We start from the raw sequence: 15,815 nt of genomic DNA, 5'->3' as shown, positions 1-15,815 counted from the left end.
CGCCTCCCGCATACACACAAACCATTCAAGGAGCGCACGATGAGCAGTGAAAACCAGCAGAAGCGGCAGATCAGACTGGGCGCTTTCCTGATGGAGACGGGCCATCACATTGCCGCATGGCGGCACCCGGATGCGCACGCAAGTGGCGGACTCGACTTTGCGCACTACGCGGAACTTGCGCAAATCGCCGAACGCGCCAAATTCGACGCGGTGTTTTTCGCCGACAGCGTGAGCGTGCGCGACACGAATCTGCCGGCGCTCTCCCGCACGGCGCGCGCCGATCATTTCGAACCGTTGACGCTGCTGTCGGCGCTTTCAGTCGTGACGAAACACGTCGGCCTGATCGCGACCGTCTCCACGACGTTCAACGAACCGTACAACCTCGCGCGCAAATTTGCATCGCTCGATCATCTGAGCGGTGGACGCTCTGGCTGGAATCTCGTCACGTCGAGCACCGAATCCGAGGCGCTCAATTTCAGTTTCGACCGGCACCCGGATCACGCGGTCCGCTACGAACGCGCGCGCGAATTCTACGACGTGGTGGCGGCCCTGTGGGATAGCTGGGAAGACGACGCGTTTATCCGCGACAAGGAAAGCGGCGTCTATTTCGACCCGGACAAGCTGCACGTGCTCGGCCACACCGGCCGGCACTTCAAGGTGCGCGGACCGTTGAACGTCGCGCGCTCGCCGCAGGGATGGCCGGTCGTCGTGCAAGCCGGCGCGTCGGAGGCAGGACGTGAACTCGCGGCGCAAACCGCGGAGGTGATCTTCGTCGCGCATCAGACGCTCGACGAAGCGCAGTCGTTCTATCGGGACGTCAAAGGGCGTCTCGCGAAATACGGACGCTCGCCGGATCATCTGAAGATCATGCCGGGCATTTTCCCGATTGTCGGCCGCACGCAGGAAGAGGCCGAAGCAAAATTTGCCGCATTGCAGTACCTGATTCATCCGACCGTGGGCCTGTCTCTGCTGTCGAACATGTCGGGCGGCGTGGACCTGTCCCAGTACCCCGTCGACGGGCCATTGCCCGAGTTGCCGGAAACCAATGGTGGCAAGAGCCGTCAACGCCTGCTATTCGATCTCGCGCGGCGCGAAAACCTGACGATCCGCGATCTGTATCTGCGCATTGCCGGCGCACGCGGTCATCAGCAGGTGGTCGGCACACCGCAGAGCATCGCGGACCAGCTACAGCAGTGGTTTGAGGAGGAAGGCGCAGATGGCTTCAACATCATGTCGCCGTGGTTACCGGGCGGGTTGACCGAATTCGCCGACCTGGTGGTACCGGAGTTGCAACGGCGTGGACTGTTTCGAACCGAATACGAGGGACGCACGCTGCGCGAAAATCTCGGGTTACCACGCCCCGCAAACCGATATGCCGCCGAGACAAAGCAGGTACCCGCGGTAGCGGGTTATTGACGCGAAGCGTTCTCTTCATCAGGAGTCTCCCATGAGTGCAGCCGCATTGCAGGAAGTACAGTCGATTCAGATCAATCCGCTTTCCGCGCACATCGGCGCTGAAATTCACGGCGTGGATCTCACGCAGAAGCTCGACGCACGTCAGATCGCAGACATTCGTGCGGCGCTTCTGAAATGGCGTGTCGTGTTTTTTCGCGAGCAGTTCCTGACGCACGAGCAGCACGTCGCCTTCTCGGCACAGTTCGGTGAGCTGACCGTGGGGCATCCGGTGTTCGGTCATGTCGACGGTTATCCGGAGGTCTATTCGATCTCGAAGTACCGCAAGGCGACGCGTTTCGAAGGGCAGGCGCTGCAGCGGCCCTGGACGGGCTGGCACACGGATGTGACGGCCGCGGTCAATCCGCCCTGGGCATCGATCCTGCGCGGCGTGACGATTCCGCCCTACGGCGGCGATACGCAGTGGACCAGCCTGGTGGCCGCCTATCAGAAGCTTTCCGAGCCGCTCCGCGCGTTTGTCGACGGCCTGCGAGGGCTGCATCGCTTTGCGCCGCCTGCCGGCGCAAGCGGCACGGAGGCGTTTGCCAAAGTCGTCGAACAACGCATTCTCGTCACCGAACATCCGCTCGTCAGAGTTCATCCGGAAACGGGCGAGCGGGCGTTTTATGTGAGTCCGAGCTTCCTGAAGTCGATCGTCGGCGTGACGCCACGCGAAAGCCAGGCCCTGCTCGAACTGCTCTGGGAACATGTCACACGCCCCGAGTTCACCGTGCGTTTCAAATGGGAGGCCGGCAGTATCGCCTTCTGGGACAACCGCGCGACGGCTCATCTCGCGCCTACGGATATTTTCGATCTCGACTTCGACCGGCAGCTGTATCGCACGACGCTCGTCGGTGACGTGCCAGTTGGCCCCGATGGCGCGCAATCGGTGGCGATCGAAGGCTCACCGGTGAGCGCCGCAGCGGCCGTCGCGTTGAACTGAGTACCGGGTACCGGGTACTGAGTACGGCGCGGCTGGCAGATCCACGCGCCGGAAATCTCAGGCTGCTTCATCGAACACACGCCTTTTCATGCCGGTCGGCACGGATACTCACTGTGACTCACTCAACTCTGGCTGCGCCCTCGCCCGTGTCGACGGGTTCCGCCGAAGCCACGCGTGAAGCCTCCCCCTTCGTTCCAGTCCGCTCCCCTGCCGCATTCGCGGATAGCCCGGTATCGCGCGCATTGGAGCAGCCGCTGCTGCTCGGACTGTTCCTGCCGATTCAGGCTGGCGGCTGGAGCGCGTCGACACTTCCACGCACCACCGACTGGTCATTCGACTACAACCTGGCGCTGGTGCAAAAAGCCGAGTCACTCGGTTTCGATCTCGTCTTCGCGCTGTCGCAATGGCTGCCGAAAGGCGGCTACGGGGGTGTCTTCAACGGCGAAGCGCTCGACTCCTTCATGTCGCTCGCCGCGATGACCGCGCGCACTGAACGCATCATTCTGGTGGCAACCAGTCATGTTCTCTACGGCCCGTGGCATCCGCTGCATTTCGCCAAATTCACCGCCACCCTCGATCACATCTCGAAGGGCCGCTGGGGTATCAACGTTGTCACCGGTCATCGCGCGATCGAGCATGAGATGTTCGGCAGGCACCGTATCGAACATGACCGGCGCTACGAACTTGCCGCCGAGTTTCTCGATGCCGTGCAGCAACTATGGGCGCAACCGGAGAACTTCAGCTTTGCACCCGAGCTGTCCACGTGGAAACTGGACAAGGCCTTTGTGACACCCAAGCCGCGCTATGGGCGTCCGTTGCTCGTGAACGCGACCGGCTCCGACGCCGGTATCGACTTCGCTTCGCGCTACTCGGACATCGTGTTCATCACGAGCCCTGCCGGCTCCGAGATCGAGGCCGCGCTGACCGCCTTACCCGCGCACACGGCACGCGTGAAGGCCGCTGCGGCAAAGCACGGGCGCACGATCCGCACGCTGATCAATCCGATGGTGATCTGCCGCGAGACAGCCGCCGAAGCGCGCGCCTATCACGACGCGATCGTGGCGCATGGCGACGAGGCCGGTTTCCATCGTTTCGACAGCGATGCCCACGCATGGCGCGGCAATGCTGAACAGCGCAATCAGGCCGCGGCGCGCGCGGTGGGGGGCAACATCTCGATCGTCGGCACGCCGCAGCAGATCGCCGATTACATCGTGCGGCTGCATCAGGCCGGCGTCGACGGCGTGCAACTGAGTTTCTTCGATTTTCAGCCCGATCTGGAATTCTTCGGTGAGCGCGTCCTGCCGTTGTTGCGCGAAGCCGGCTTGCGGTATTGATTACGGGCTACTGATGACACATGTCACATTGCAGGCGGCAGTACGCCGTCACGGCAAGCGCATCTTTAACGGAACTTCCACAACGTTGGCGAAGGTCGAGCGGCCGTGCGAATGGTACTGCTTCGGCAGCCCGATCGTCACCGCGACATCTTTCGATGTAAACGGCTGGCCGTCGTGCCAGCGCACGCGCGAGCAGGTCGAGGATCCGGCGCGTGTCCGTTACGAAGCGCTTTTTGCCTAGCGCCTGGGCATCAGCAGGCGCGGGTTGTTCGTCGCCGAGAATCAACACCGGCAGACTCTGATGCTCGGCATCGAGCGCCTCCACGACCGCCGCGCGCGGACGCGGGAATGGCAAGCGGCGAATGTCGAGGCGTGCGTTGAGTGCCGTGTCGCTCGCCAGCAAACCCTCGATAGGTGCGCCATCCGGGCAGATAAAGCGCTCACCGGGATGGTTCGGATCGGCAAAGCCCGGTTCCAACAGCAATAGCAGGTCTCGGCTCATGGCATTCAGTTTGGACAATGGGTGAATGAAGCGTAGCGTTTTTTCCGAACCGTCAGAAAACGCGCCCCTCGGTCAGATGCGTGGTCACGCCGTTCAACTCGTAATCACCGATTACGCGTGCTTTATGCAGCAAGGGGTTGTGACTGAAAATCGTGCGCAGATTGCGCCAGTGACGGTCGAAATTGTGAGCTCGCCCTGTGGCCGATGCCCCGCCGATTTCAAACAGCCGCTCGCCCGCATAGAGCGCCAGCTTGCTGACCACCAGTTGAGTTTTGGCGGTAGCCAGCGATCCTTCCAGCACCAGCTCCTCCGCATTGGCTGCGCCGCTGCGGATTGCATTGGCCGAACGGTCCAGGGTGCGTGCATTCTGATTCACCAGCGCGTCGATCGACAGGCTGTGCGCCGCGAGATCACCCACCACTTGCTGCACGAAACCGTCCTCGCGTGCCGAGGGTGCCGGGCTATGCAGCACCGGGCGCCCGTATTGCGTCACGTAGCGTCGCGCGTCCGCAAGAATGTTGCGCACGATACCTGCCGCGACCGTGACCAGATGCAATTGCCGCACCGCGCTGCCGTGCCGGCCCGCGAGACTCGTATAGCCACGCGTGGCAATTTCATGCGAGAAAACCTGTACGTTGTCGAGTACGAGGCTGCCGCTAGCCGTCATACGCTGCCCCATCCCGTCCCAGTCGTCGAGTACCTGCAGGCCTTCGCGGGACACCGGGATAACGATCGACACCTTCTCGTCGTTTTCATCCTGCACGTTGATCCGCGCATAGTCGGAGAACGCCGTGCCGGTTGAGTAATATTTTTTACCCGTGACGCGAAAATGCTCACCGTCGCGCACCAGTCTGGTGACAATCTCACCCGGTCTCGACGTGCCGAGTTCCGTCGACGCACCGCCGAAGATTGCCCCCGACCGTACCCGTTCGATCTGCGTATCGTTGAAGGCGGAGCGCGGCGACAACAGCAACTGTTCGGTCAGATCGAAATGAATCCGCAATGCATGCGCCACATTCGATTCATGCCCGGCTAGTGTTGCGATCACATGAAAAAGATCTTCCAGCGAACCGCCGAGGCCACCCCACTCGACCGGAAAACGGAGCACGCCCAGCCCCGATTCGCGAAACAATGCGAAGCGGTCGAACGGCAACTCGCGCCGCACTTCACGTTGCGCGGCATCTTCGCCGATCGCTTCAGCGAGCGCCGGCAACGCGGCGAGTGCCGCCTGAAGCCGCGCACGCGCTGCGCTTTCCTGAGAAACCTGCATGCCTTCATTCCTTGTAAAAGCGCACGGATCTGTTTTGATCCGACTATTTGCCTGGAGAGCGTGTATCGGAATCCATCTGGGACGTGCCGATGCGACAGGCCAGTATAGAGACGCGGCACGCAGCGCAAAACCAGCGATTCAAGCTATGGATATGCGTGTTTCTGAAATGCGATTTGCCGATAAGGATCGATGAATCCGTTATTGGAGCGACACACAGCCTATTCCTATACTCGATTCCGGTCAGCACTCACCAATGACGAGTGCCAAATTTCAACCGCGGAAGTCGAACCATGAGCCTACGTCCCTTGCATGACCTCTTGATCGTCAAGCGTCTCGACCAGGAAACCAAAACTGCTTCAGGCATCGTCATTCCTGAGAGCGCCGCGGAAAAACCCGACCAGGGCGAAGTAGTCGCTATTGGACCGGGCAAGCGCGATAGCGACGGCAAACGCATCGAGCCCGACCTGAAAGTCGGCGAGCGCGTTCTGTTCGGCAAGTACGCCGGTCAGTCGGTGAAAGTAGATGGCAACGAATTGCTCGTACTGCGCGAAGAAGATGTCGTCGCAGTCGTCACTCAATAACGAACGGAGCGCTACACCATGGCAGCAAAAGAAATCATTTTTAGCGACGTCGCCCGCTCGAAACTGGTCGAAGGCGTCAACATCCTGGCCAACGCGGTCAAGGTCACGCTCGGTCCGAAGGGACGCAACGTGGTATTGGAGCGCAGCTTCGGATCCCCGATCGTGACGAAAGACGGCGTTTCGGTGGCCAAGGAAATCGAATTGTCGGACCGCGTACAGAACATCGGCGCACAACTTGTGAAGGAAGTCGCATCGCGCACGAGCGACGCCGCCGGTGACGGCACCACCACCGCGACGGTGCTCGCGCAAGCCATCGTGCGTGAAGGTCAGAAATACGTCGCGGCGGGTCTGAATCCGCTGGACCTGAAGCGCGGCATCGACAAAGCCGTGATTGCCGCCATCGAAGAGTTGAAGAAGATCAGCAAGCCGACCACGACCAGCAAGGAAATCGCCCAGGTCGCGACGATTTCGGCCAACGGCGAAGAGTCGATCGGCCAACGCATTGCCGAAGCAATCGACCGGGTCGGCAAGGAAGGCGTCATTACCGTTGAAGACGGCAAGTCGCTCGACGATGAACTCGATGTGGTCGAAGGCCTGCAGTTCGACCGTGGCTACCTGTCGCCGTATTTCATCAACGATCAGGACAAACAGGTTGCCGTGCTCGACAACCCGTTCGTATTGCTGCACGACAAGAAGGTGTCGAACATCCGTGATCTGCTGCCGATTCTCGAGCAGGTCGCCAAAGCCGGGCGTCCGCTTCTGATCATCGCGGAAGACGTGGAAGGCGAAGCGCTGGCTACGCTCGTGGTCAACAACATTCGCGGCATTCTGAAGACCGTTGCGGTCAAGGCGCCTGGTTTCGGCGACCGCCGCAAGGCGCTGCTCGAAGACATCGCGATTCTGACCGGCGGCCAGGTGATCGCCGAAGAAACCGGACTGTCGCTCGAGAAAGCAACCCTTGCGGAACTCGGTCAGGCCAAGCGCATCGAGGTGGGCAAGGAGAACACCACCGTCATCGACGGCGCCGGCGACAGCAAGAATATCGAAGCCCGCGTGAAGCAGATCCGCACGCAGATCGAGGAAGCGAGCTCCGACTACGATCGCGAAAAACTGCAGGAACGTGTGGCGAAACTGGCGGGTGGCGTCGCAGTCATCAAGGTCGGCGGCGCAACCGAGATCGAGGTCAAGGAAAAGAAAGATCGCGTCGACGACGCGCTGCACGCCACGCGTGCCGCTGTTGAAGAAGGCATTGTGCCAGGCGGCGGCGTCGCGCTGATTCGCGTGAAGCAGGCCATCAGCGGACTCAAAGGTTTGAACGCTGATCAGGATGCGGGCATCAAAATCGTGCTGCGCGCGCTCGAAGAGCCGCTGCGTCAGATCGTGACGAATGCCGGTGAAGAAGCCAGTGTGGTGGTCGCGAAAGTGGCCGAGGGCACGGGCAACTTCGGCTACAACGCGCAGACCGGCGAATATGGCGATCTCGTCGAATCCGGCGTGCTCGATCCGACCAAGGTCACGCGTACGGCACTGCAAAACGCGGCCTCGGTGGCGGGTCTGTTGCTGACCACCGACGCGACCGTACATGAAGCACCGAAAGATGCACCGGCAGCCGGCCAACCTGGCGGTCCGGGCGCAGGTGGCCCAGGACTGGATTTCTGAGCGTCAACGCCACAACTGCTCATGCCCGCCGGTATGCTTTTCACAGCATGCCGGCGGGCACTAATGGGTCACTCGCGCAACACTAGCGGGACACTGATGGGGCACACACGGTTCACACGGAACTACGCGTACCCATAGCGCTCATGTGTCTCAATGCGCGCGAATCAGCAACTCGTAGGTCGCATCCTGGCTCGCGGTCGACTGTCTTTCGCGCCCCCAGCCGATCGCACACCGGTAGTTTCCCAGGACGGGCTCGTCGGAACCAGCGAGGGACGCCGGTTCGACTTGCTGTTCGACTTGCGGTGCAACGAACAGCGCGTCTTCGGGACAATACAGTTCGCACATGAAGCAGGTCTGACAGTCGCCTTGACGCGCAATGCTTGGTGGACCGTCGCGCACCATGTCGAACACGTTGGTCGGGCAGGCGCGCACGTAGATGTTGCAGCCCGTGCAGCGCGCAGCGTCGACGATCTCGATCATGCCGTCACTCCTTCCGACTGCGCGGCAACCCGCGGCACCGCCAGCTTCCCGATCCACACTTCGTCCAGACCTCCGCTCAACAGGCGATGTCCCTGCGACGGATCCAGTGCGGCATGCTCGAGCCGCCGATGCATACCGCGCGTCTCGGTGCGTTGCTGCGCGCTGCGATACATCCAGCGCGAGGTGGCGAGCATGGCCGCGGCTTCACGCGCACGCACGGCGTCCAACGCGCTCCGGGCCGGAGCCGCACGGCGCACACGCTGCCACAGCGCGTCGAGCCGGAACAGCGAATCGTCGAGTAACGCACCATTGCGAGTCCAGTTGCGCTGCGTAGGGAACACCTCCTGCTGCACGCCGCGAATCACTTCATCGCTGTCGTACGGCGCCGTGCCGCCGCCGTCGCGAAGCCCTGCTCCTCCTGTACGCACGGCCCTGCTTTCACGGGCGGCGCGACCTCGTGAACGGGCGTAATCCGAGGCGCCCGCGCCGGCCCAGAATCCCGACGACATCGCCCACGCCGCGTTATGGTTGCCATCGCCCGTAAAACCGCCGCAGATCAGTTCACGCGTCGGCGCGATCGAGGCACGCAAACACGGGTTGGGTCTGCAAGGTTTGAGCGATCACACCGCGGCCGTGCGCCGAGCCTGCGCCAGGGATCACCGATCCGTCCCGGTAATAGAACCTAGCCCATTTATAGAACAGCGATTTCGTCACCGATGAAAACGCCGGACCCAGGCCATAGGCGTTTGAGAACTCCATGCCTGAAAGCGCAGCCCCCGCTTCGGCCGCCATCAGCTGGCCGTCACCGGTCAGAACGTTGCATCCGAGCGCGTTGCTGAGAAACGCACAACCGCCGGTCGCGATGACCACCGTTCTCCCTCATGTGAGAAGACTATTTCCTGACGAAGCGGCATACGCCGCGATCGTCGCATCACTCAAGCGTCGGAATCCAGTTCGCCGTCGCCGCGTCGCTCGTCCGGAAAGCGGGGAATTTCGCGCCGAGTTCGGCGATCGTCCGGATGTTGTTGTTCACGAGGTCGTCGCGCGTAATCAGGGTGGGCTTGACGACGATCCGGTGTCCCGGATCCTGTCCGGCCACCAGCAAAGCAGCGGAGCGCACGGACACCGCGCCGACAACCGCGGGGTTGGTTGCCGCCGTCGCGACCCACGCGCTGTTCGGGGCGCGGATCGCTTCGATGTCGGCCGTCGAGATGTCAGCGCTATAAATGCGGATCTTCGACGACAGCTTCGCCTCGTCCGCGGCAAGTTTTGCGCCGCGCGCGAACTCGTCATACGGGGCGAAGACCACGCGAATATCGGGGTGTGCGCGATACGCTGCCGCCGCCTGGTTCGCCACCGATTGCGCAATGGGATTGTCCACCGTGCCCCAACGCGCCTTTTCCTGAACTTTCGGATGGGCGTTCTTGAAGTCCCGCCATACCGCATCGCGCCGGTCGAGCGGCGCGAAGCCGGCCACGTACACATAGCCGGCCGAAAACGCGTCGCCGTTATCCTTCACCGCCTGATCGAGAAGCAAGGCCGCCAGATCGCGGTCGCTCTGTTCGATCTGCGGAATCTTCGGATTGCCCAGATCCACATCGAATGCGACAACCTTGATACCTTTGTCCAGCGCGCGCTGCACGACGTCCTTCAACGATTCCGGCAAGCCATGATTGACGATGATCGCGGACACGCCGAGGCTAATGGCCTGCTGAATCTGCTCGCGCTGCTCGGCCGCATCCTGACGCCCTTCGTAAATCCGCAGATCAATGCCGAGTGCTTTCGCCTGTTTCTGCGCGCCGGCTTCATACGCCTGAAAGAAATCGCCGGTCGACAGATAGTTGACGAGCGCAACCTTTACGCCGCCCTTGTCGAAGGGCGCGGGCGCCCCTTTGAGCGGCGCGGCGTACGCACTCAACCCGGCAAGTACCGTAGCGGACAGCAATGCCAACGCGCCGACAATGCGGGTCGCGGAAGACTTGTGACGAAGAAGCGATCTCATGAGTGAGTCCCAGCCGATGAATGATGTGGTGATGGATACAGCAAAAATGCACTATTCGACCTGCACCGCATGGCGCGCCCGATAACTTGCCCCGGGGTGGTTCCCGGACAGCCGCGCGCCCTGCCCATGCAGTTTTTCGCGCAGTGTGCCGTCGGCGTAATCGGTCTTGTACACGCCACGCCGTTGAAGTTCCGGCACGACGAGGTCGACAAAATCGGCAAAAGTCTCGTGCGTCAACGCGTATGCGAGGTTGAAGCCGTCGACATCCGTCTCTTCAACCCACGACTGCAACTCGTCGGCAATTTCCTGCGCACTGCCGACCGAGAGTGGCCCGAGGCCGCCAATTCCGCCCCACTTCGCGATCTCGCGCACCGTCCACACGCGCGTCGGGTCCGCGCTCGAGAGCGCCTCCACCGCCGACTGCACGGCATTGCTTTCGACGTGACGTAGCGGTTCGTCGAGGTCATACTTCGACAGGTCGATACCGGTCCAGCCCGACATCAGCGCGAGTGCGCCCTCGTCGCTTGCATAGCGGCGATAGTCCGCGTGCTTCGCGTGCGCTTCGGCCGACGTCTTGCCCGTTATCACCGTGTGCAGGTTGAAGATGAGCACGTCGTACGGATCGCGGCCGAACGACTTCACGCGCGCGCGGATATCGGCAACAAAGTTCTTGAGGATCGTGCGCGACGGCGCCGCGATGAAGATGCATTCGGCGTGCTGCGCGGCGAAGTCTTTCCCGCGTTTCGACGCCCCCGCCTGATACAGCACCGGCGTGCGCTGCGGCGACGGCTCGCATAGGTGAATGCCCGGCACGTCGAAATAGTGGCCATGGTGATCGATCGGATGCACTTTCGAAGGCTCGGTGAACACCTGCCGTACGGCATCGCGCACTACGGCATCGTCTTCCCATGACGATTCCCACAGCTTGTAGCAGACGTCGAGATATTCTTCGGCAAGCGCATACCGTTCATCATGGTTCGCCTGCGCCGGCAGACCGACGTTACGCGCCGCGCTGTCGAGATACGACGTGACGATGTTCCAGCCAACGCGGCCGTTCGTCAGATGATCGAGCGTCGACATGCGCCGCGCGAACGGATAAGGGTGTTCGTATGACAGCGAGCAGGTCACGCCGAAGCCGAGATGCTCGGTGACGTTCGCCATTGCGGACACGAGCAGGATCGGGTCATTGACGGGCACCTGGGCCGCCTGCCGGATCGCCGCGTCGCCATTGCCGTTGAAGACGTCATAGAGACCGAGCACGTCCGCGATGAAGAGACCGTCGAACTTGCCGCGCTCCAGCAGTTTCGCCAGATCGGTCCAGTAATCGAGATGTTTGTAGCGCCATGATCTGTCGCGCGGATGCGCCCACAGGCCTGGCGACTGATGCCCCACGCAGTTCATGTCGAAAGCGTTGAGGCGAATCTGTCTGGCCATGATCAGTTCCAGGGATGACGGGCCGGTTTGACGCCGTTCAGATAGTAGTTGCCGACGAGGTGGTACTTCCAGCGCACGGGATCATGCAGCGTGTGCGTGCGCGCGTTGCGCCAGTGGCGATCGAGGCCGTGCTCGGCGAGCGTCGCCTGCGTGCCGGCGAGTTCAAACAGCTTTTCGCTCGCGAGCAAGGCGATTTCAGTCGTCAGCACTTTGGCTTCGCCGACGGCAACCGATGCGCGTGCGACGTCGTCTTCCGTGGAATCGCCCTGTGCGGCGATCTCGTCAAGCACGCGTGCGGCGCGTTCGAGCAAGGCTTCGGCGGCATGCAGCTGAATGTGCAGATGACCGATCTCCCGCACGGTCAGCGGATCGTCGCTTGCGCGCTCGACGCCGCTATCGATCCATGGCCGGGAGCGTGCACGCACGAAGGTCAGGGTGTCGTCGAGCGCCGCCCTGCCAATGCCCGCGTCGATCGCGGCCTGGATGATCTGCGAGATCGGCCCGTTGAGCGTCGGAAAATCGGATACGCGATGCGCCGGAAACACGTGCGAAGCCGGCACGCTTATGTTCTCCAGCACCACGGTGCCGCTCGCCGTCGTTCGTTGACCGAAACCTGACCAGTCGTCGATCACGGTGAGTCCGGGTGTGCCCTTCGGGATGTAGGCGAGCCAGCCCTTGCGGTCTTCATCGAGACCGAGCACCGGCACGAAGTGCGCAAACAGGGCGCCGGTCGAATAAAACTTCGTGCCGTCAATCACATACTGGTCGCCGTCCGGCCGTACACGCGTCTTCAGATCGAGAACGTGTTTGGTGCCCTTTTCCGAAAAACCGTTGCCAAAGCGCTTGCCGTTCAATACCTGGGCGAAAAAGTACTGCTTCTGCGCTTCGGTCCCTGTCAGCGAGATCACGTCCACGAGACCGAAGTGATTCTGCGGGAGCTGCCCAAGCGAGGGATCAGCTGCGGCAATGATCTTGATGACTTCTGTCAACGTCACAAACGAGACACCCGCGCCACCATAGGTCTTCGGCACCGTAATCGCCCACAGACCGGATTGCGAAAACCACTCGATCTCCTCGTGTGGCAGACGGCGCTCGCGGTCGCGCTGCGCCGCCCCGTGCGCAAGACGGATCGCAAGCTCGTGCGCGACGGCAAGCGCCTCCGCGTCGTTGGCAATGACGCGAACCGCTTCGCGATCCGTCGGGGCTGTCTGCAATGAAGTCGCTTCGTCAAACTCTGGCATGGAAGTCTCCGTTCGAATTTCTGTTCGCACAATCTATCAGCGGGTACCTCGTGCGCAAACTGAACGATTCGGCAATCGATATTCCTTCGGATGGCAAACGACTTCCTGGCGAATCAATTTTCCATTCAACGATAAGCACAGCGGCGCGAACCTGAGGAAGACGGGGCCGCGCTGCGTGGTCATGACGGGTTCGGCTCAGACGCGCGAATCCGATCGCCCTCCGACGCTGAACGTGAATGCGAGCGCCAGCACCAGCAACACGCCCTTGATGAAGTCCTGCATGTAGTACGGCGCGTTCAGCATCGTCAGGCCGTTTAGCAGCACGCCGACAAAGACCGCACCCACCACGGTGCCGAAAACGTTGGGGCGTTTTGCGCCCCACACCGCATAGCCCACCAGCGAAGCGGCCACTGCATCGAGCAACAGCGAATGTCCCGCGCTGACATCGCCGCGCCCGACACGCGCGGCGATCAGCACGCCGCCCAACGACGCGATGGTTGCCGATGCGACATACGCCGCAATGCGGTAACGCGACGTCGGCGCACCGGCCAGCCGGGCCGCCGTCTCGTTGCCGCCGATCGCATAGATCACCCGGCCCCAGCGCGTCGTTTCCATCACGATCCACGCGAACACGGTCAGCACAGCGAGAATCAGCACGGGCAACGGCACGATGTCGAAAAGCCGCAGACGGCCAAGCGCGAGAAAAGCATCGGGGAAAATCCCGCTTGCTTCGGTGCCATCCGGCATGACCGTACCGGTTGCGAGCGAACGTCCTCCGGTAGGAATCAACTGCAGACCGGCCAGCAGGAATAGCGTGCCGAGCGTGGCGAGCTGGTCGGGCACGCGCAGGCGGGTAATCAGCAGGCCGTTGAACAGACCCGCTGCGACGCCGAGCACGACGCACGCCGCGACAGCCGCCAGCGCGCTGCCATGCCAGACGATCAGCACGTAGCTGGCAGCCATCTGGGCCGACGCGGCTACGCTTCCCACCGACAGATCGAAGCCGCCGGCCGCCAGCGTGATCGTCACGCCGATACCGAGCAGTGCGACGATCGATACGGACTGGAGAATGCTGAACAGATTGTCGACATTCAGAAACGCCGGCTCTCTGATCGCGAAGACGGCGACGAGAAGCGCCAGGACGACTACGATGCCAGTGCGTTCGAGGTGTTCGCGCACACGGCGCGATGCCGGTCGCGAACGATGGCCGGATGAGACGTCCTGGGCGATAGAAGATGTGCCGGATTTCATCAATGTACGAGGGGAATCAGATCGGTAGTGGATAGGCGATCGAGCGTCGCGCGATCGAAGTGAACCACGCGATCGGCGATCTCGAAGGCCTCCTCGAGATCGCCGACGAACACGATCGTTGCGCGTTCAGGCGCGTGCCGCCGCAGCGTAGCGACAATATCCGCGCGCGCGCCGGCATCCACGCCCTGAAAGGGTTCGTCGAGCAACAACAGCCGGGCGCGCTCCGCATGCCAGCGGGCGAGCACGACTTTCTGCTGATTGCCTCCGGACAGACGCGTCAGCCGATCATCGGGACCTGTGCAGCGGATGCCGAAATTCGCAATGGCATCGGCTGCCGCGTGGTGTTCCTGAGCGCGCCGCACCGTTCCGTTCCTGAACCAGCGCGACAGAAACGGAAAGCTGAGCGTGCCCGCGATCGAAGCGAAGGGCACGCTGTCGGGAAAGAGCGAGGTACGCCAACGATCCTCACCGGCAAGGAACACGCCGGCACGAATCGCGTCGGCAGGCGAGCGGGGCCGCCATGGTCTGCCATCGAGCGTCATTTCGCCCGAGATTGCGCGCGCCTCTCCGAAAATCGCGCGGGCAAAGCGTGACTTACCGCCGCCCACCGGCCCTGCAATCGCGACAATTTCGCCACGTTGCACGTCGAGATTGAACGGAACGCTATCGGCCGTCAGTTGCAAGTCGCGTACGCTGAAACACGGCGTGAGCGTCGCTGCATCCGACGGCGACGACGCGCGGTGCTTTGGCAGGGGTCTGCCGATCATCGTTTCGATGGCGTCTTCGAAGTTGATCGGCGGTTGCAGGTCGGCAACGATCCGCCCATCGCGCACAATCGTCACCCGATCTGCAATCCGGCGTAAATCGCCCATGCGATGCGACACGAGAAGGATCGCCCCCCCCTCGCTGCGTAATTGATCGAGTAACGCGAACAGGCGTTCCGCTTCTGGAGCGGACAGGCTGGCGGTCGGTTCGTCGAGAATCAGCAGCGTGGGATGACTGGCCAGCGCGCGCGCGAGCGTCACAAGTTGCTGTGCGGCAAGCGACAGCGACGAAAGCGGCGCGGACAAGTCGACGTCCAGCCCTACTCTTTGCGCAAGCGACCTGGCGGCGTCATGTCTGGCTTGTGGCGGCACGTGCCAGGCCGACGCAGTGTCACACAACCGGTCCAGAAGCAGATTGTCGGCAATCGATAGTGTCGGCACAACCGCGTCGGCGATCGATTGATGCACTGTCGCGATGCCGAGCCGTTTGGCAGTCTGCGTGGAAGTGGGCCGGTATGGTTTTCCACAGAGCGTTAGCGTGCCGCCATCAGCTTGATACACGCCGCTGAGAATCTTCACGAGCGTCGATTTGCCTGCGCCGTTCGCGCCCATCAGGGCGACAACCTCGCCCGGATGAATCGACAGATCGAGTTTCGCCAGCGCCGTAGTTGGCCCGAAAGACTTCGATACGGAGGCGGCGGTCAGAATCGGCAATGGCATCGGAGAAGTACCGGAAGCCTTGTTTCATGAGTATGGCCGGCCATGTTAGCGTCGCCGTTCGGACCGGCCAACGAAGCGTTGTTCATATCGTTAGGTGTCGCATGAATAGCGACGCTTCATTCCCAATTACTATCAGAATGGCATCCATGCCATGGGCTTCAAATCCGCTATCTCGTCCATTT

General features: G+C 62.0%; 12 protein-coding genes and 2 pseudogenes. 5 read left to right on the top strand and 9 right to left on the bottom strand.

What is annotated here, in order from left to right:
- The first annotated feature begins 39 nt into the window (after positions 1-39).
- The 3 genes from PQQ52_RS12575 to PQQ52_RS12565 all read left to right on the top strand — a co-directional run bounded on the left by PQQ52_RS12575 (position 40) and on the right by PQQ52_RS12565 (position 3,729).
- Complete coding sequence (locus PQQ52_RS12575; RefSeq protein WP_408211172.1) at positions 40-1,416, top strand: LLM class flavin-dependent oxidoreductase; 1,377 nt, start codon at positions 40-42, stop codon at positions 1,414-1,416.
- 31 nt (positions 1,417-1,447) lie between these two features.
- Entirely contained in the window at positions 1,448-2,395 is a 948-nt protein-coding gene (locus PQQ52_RS12570; protein ID WP_408211169.1) for a TauD/TfdA dioxygenase family protein, read from the top strand.
- A gap of 146 nt (positions 2,396-2,541) precedes the next feature.
- Positions 2,542-3,729 (top strand): LLM class flavin-dependent oxidoreductase, encoded by a 1,188-nt coding sequence (locus PQQ52_RS12565; RefSeq protein WP_408211618.1) that lies wholly within the window; start codon positions 2,542-2,544, stop codon positions 3,727-3,729.
- A gap of 187 nt (positions 3,730-3,916) precedes the next feature.
- On the opposite strand, the pseudogene PQQ52_RS12560 reads toward PQQ52_RS12565, so the two are convergent.
- Positions 3,917-4,231: pseudogene (locus tag PQQ52_RS12560) on the bottom strand (DUF3088 domain-containing protein); the annotation flags it as partial.
- A 52-nt stretch (positions 4,232-4,283) separates the two neighbouring features.
- The gene (locus tag PQQ52_RS12555; RefSeq protein ID WP_408211167.1) at positions 4,284-5,501 is read right to left on the bottom strand and encodes an acyl-CoA dehydrogenase family protein; all 1,218 of its coding nucleotides are present in this window, start codon (positions 5,499-5,501) and stop codon (positions 4,284-4,286) included.
- A gap of 290 nt (positions 5,502-5,791) precedes the next feature.
- Between PQQ52_RS12555 and PQQ52_RS12550 the strand changes: the two genes are divergently transcribed.
- Both PQQ52_RS12550 and groL read left to right on the top strand, forming a co-directional pair.
- Entirely contained in the window at positions 5,792-6,082 is a 291-nt protein-coding gene (locus tag PQQ52_RS12550) for a co-chaperone GroES (RefSeq protein WP_408211164.1), read from the top strand.
- Between the two features lie 18 nt (positions 6,083-6,100).
- Positions 6,101-7,741 (top strand): chaperonin GroEL, encoded by a 1,641-nt coding sequence (gene groL, locus PQQ52_RS12545; protein ID WP_408211161.1) that lies wholly within the window; start codon positions 6,101-6,103, stop codon positions 7,739-7,741.
- Positions 7,742-7,891: 150 nt separating this feature from the next.
- Here the strand turns inward: groL and PQQ52_RS12540 are convergent, their stop codons facing one another.
- The 7 genes and pseudogenes from PQQ52_RS12540 to PQQ52_RS12510 form a co-directional block, all read right to left on the bottom strand.
- Positions 7,892-8,221, bottom strand: coding sequence for a 4Fe-4S ferredoxin (locus PQQ52_RS12540; RefSeq protein WP_408211159.1), 330 nt, complete (start codon positions 8,219-8,221; stop codon positions 7,892-7,894).
- Positions 8,218-9,091: pseudogene (locus PQQ52_RS12535) on the bottom strand (pyridine nucleotide-disulfide oxidoreductase); the annotation flags it as partial. The gene PQQ52_RS12540 and the pseudogene PQQ52_RS12535, both read right to left, overlap by 4 nt.
- A gap of 61 nt (positions 9,092-9,152) precedes the next feature.
- A complete protein-coding gene (locus PQQ52_RS12530) occupies positions 9,153-10,223 on the bottom strand; it encodes a substrate-binding domain-containing protein (protein WP_408211156.1) in 1,071 nt (356 codons plus the stop codon).
- 51 nt (positions 10,224-10,274) lie between these two features.
- Complete coding sequence (locus tag PQQ52_RS12525; RefSeq protein WP_408211154.1) at positions 10,275-11,657, bottom strand: LLM class flavin-dependent oxidoreductase; 1,383 nt, start codon at positions 11,655-11,657, stop codon at positions 10,275-10,277.
- A gap of 2 nt (positions 11,658-11,659) precedes the next feature.
- Positions 11,660-12,898 (bottom strand): SfnB family sulfur acquisition oxidoreductase, encoded by a 1,239-nt coding sequence (locus PQQ52_RS12520; RefSeq protein WP_408211151.1) that lies wholly within the window; start codon positions 12,896-12,898, stop codon positions 11,660-11,662.
- Positions 12,899-13,093: 195 nt separating this feature from the next.
- The gene (locus PQQ52_RS12515; protein ID WP_408211149.1) at positions 13,094-14,149 is read right to left on the bottom strand and encodes an ABC transporter permease; all 1,056 of its coding nucleotides are present in this window, start codon (positions 14,147-14,149) and stop codon (positions 13,094-13,096) included.
- Entirely contained in the window at positions 14,149-15,633 is a 1,485-nt protein-coding gene (locus PQQ52_RS12510; RefSeq protein ID WP_408211146.1) for a sugar ABC transporter ATP-binding protein, read from the bottom strand. The genes PQQ52_RS12515 and PQQ52_RS12510 overlap by 1 nt, the downstream gene beginning before the upstream one ends.
- Positions 15,634-15,815 lie beyond the last annotated feature (182 nt).

Source organism: Paraburkholderia sediminicola (assembly GCF_046030555.1).
Lineage (GTDB): Bacteria > Pseudomonadota > Gammaproteobacteria > Burkholderiales > Burkholderiaceae > Paraburkholderia > Paraburkholderia sediminicola_E.
The sequence above is the reverse complement of the archived record's forward strand: the minus strand, read 5'-3'. Positions and strand labels throughout refer to the sequence as shown.

Coding starts and splice junctions, on each gene's coding strand:
- PQQ52_RS12575 (WP_408211172.1), top strand. CDS start 40: ATGAGCAGTGAAAACCAGCAGAAGCGGCAGATCAGACTGGGCGCTTTC.
- PQQ52_RS12570 (WP_408211169.1), top strand. CDS start 1,448: ATGAGTGCAGCCGCATTGCAGGAAGTACAGTCGATTCAGATCAATCCG.
- PQQ52_RS12555 (WP_408211167.1), bottom strand. CDS start 5,501: ATGCAGGTTTCTCAGGAAAGCGCAGCGCGTGCGCGGCTTCAGGCGGCA.
- PQQ52_RS12550 (WP_408211164.1), top strand. CDS start 5,792: ATGAGCCTACGTCCCTTGCATGACCTCTTGATCGTCAAGCGTCTCGAC.
- groL (WP_408211161.1), top strand. CDS start 6,101: ATGGCAGCAAAAGAAATCATTTTTAGCGACGTCGCCCGCTCGAAACTG.
- PQQ52_RS12540 (WP_408211159.1), bottom strand. CDS start 8,221: ATGATCGAGATCGTCGACGCTGCGCGCTGCACGGGCTGCAACATCTAC.
- PQQ52_RS12530 (WP_408211156.1), bottom strand. CDS start 10,223: ATGAGATCGCTTCTTCGTCACAAGTCTTCCGCGACCCGCATTGTCGGC.
- PQQ52_RS12525 (WP_408211154.1), bottom strand. CDS start 11,657: ATGGCCAGACAGATTCGCCTCAACGCTTTCGACATGAACTGCGTGGGG.
- PQQ52_RS12520 (WP_408211151.1), bottom strand. CDS start 12,898: ATGCCAGAGTTTGACGAAGCGACTTCATTGCAGACAGCCCCGACGGAT.
- PQQ52_RS12515 (WP_408211149.1), bottom strand. CDS start 14,149: ATGAAATCCGGCACATCTTCTATCGCCCAGGACGTCTCATCCGGCCAT.
- PQQ52_RS12510 (WP_408211146.1), bottom strand. CDS start 15,633: ATGCCATTGCCGATTCTGACCGCCGCCTCCGTATCGAAGTCTTTCGGG.